This is a genomic window from Mesorhizobium sp. M7A.F.Ca.CA.001.08.2.1 (assembly GCF_003998455.1).
GTDB lineage: Bacteria > Pseudomonadota > Alphaproteobacteria > Rhizobiales > Rhizobiaceae > Mesorhizobium > Mesorhizobium ciceri.
The window spans coordinates 1-915 of the sequence record NZ_RZPW01001269.1 but is presented as its reverse complement, the minus strand read 5'-3'; the positions used below and the strand labels follow the sequence as shown (position 1 = coordinate 915).

General features: G+C 62.4%; 2 protein-coding genes. One reads left to right on the top strand and one right to left on the bottom strand.

From position 1 onward, the window contains the following. Positions 1-538 (bottom strand): MurR/RpiR family transcriptional regulator (locus EN914_RS36735; RefSeq protein WP_164779231.1); only part of this gene is annotated, 538 nt, incomplete at its 3' end. A gap of 145 nt (positions 539-683) precedes the next feature. Here EN914_RS36735 and EN914_RS36730 point away from each other — a divergent pair. Continuing rightward, the coding region (locus EN914_RS36730) for an FAD-dependent oxidoreductase (RefSeq protein WP_164779230.1) at positions 684-915 on the top strand (232 nt) is incomplete at its 3' end.

Here is a 915-nt window from a genome sequence, read left to right as displayed (position 1 = left end):
GGCCGAGGTCGGCCAGCGTGTCGAAGATCTGCGGAGAGAGCACGCCGAGATCGCGAACCCCGGAGCGGAACTGCACGAGATAGCCGGCCAGCATGCCGGCGATGTGGCGGCTGAACCGGCCGCCAACCAGCACGATCTCGCCCTTGGCCTCCATCAGCAAGCGGGCCGCCCGCTCGTAAGTCTGGACGGGTGTCGCGGCGGTGGCTTTCTGCAAGGCCGTGGTGACGCTATCGAGATAGGCCAGCACGGCGCTGTCGTTGGAACCGCTCTGCCGCTTGGCCTCCATCATCAGCAGCGGCGAGTGCAGTCTTGCCTCGACTTCGGCCAAAAGCCTCGCCTGGAAATCCGGAAACCCTTCATAGCCGAGCTTCATCACCAGCCGCACCACGGTTGGATCGCTGACGCCAGCGCGCCGGGCGAGCGATGAGGCGGTGCCGAGGCCGGAGGTCGGATAGTCCGTCAACAGCAGTCGGACGATCTTCTCCTCCGACGGCGTCAGCGCAAGATCCCCGCGCATCAGAACATCGCGTATCGCCATGGGCCTCCCCGGAATCCGTGTTCTCTTGTTTTGTCGAGTTTATTACAGAGATTTAAATCTCGGTCAACAATGAAGAGATGTTGACATTGCGCGATCGCTGGCCCTACCTTGTCGAAAAGCAGCCAAGAGACTGTGGGGAACAGCCATGCGAAATGGAAGCGACGTCATCGTCGTCGGTGCCGGTATTGTCGGATCGAGCGCGGCTTATGATCTGGCCAAAGCCGGTGTGAAGGTCACGCTGGTCGAGCAGACCCATCCCGCCGGCGGCCCGTCGGGCAAATCGTCGGCGCTGCTGCACGCCTTCTACCTGATGCCGGAACTGTCGCAGCTATCCATCCGTGGCCGAGAGATCCTGGTGTCGCTGCCCGAAATCGCTG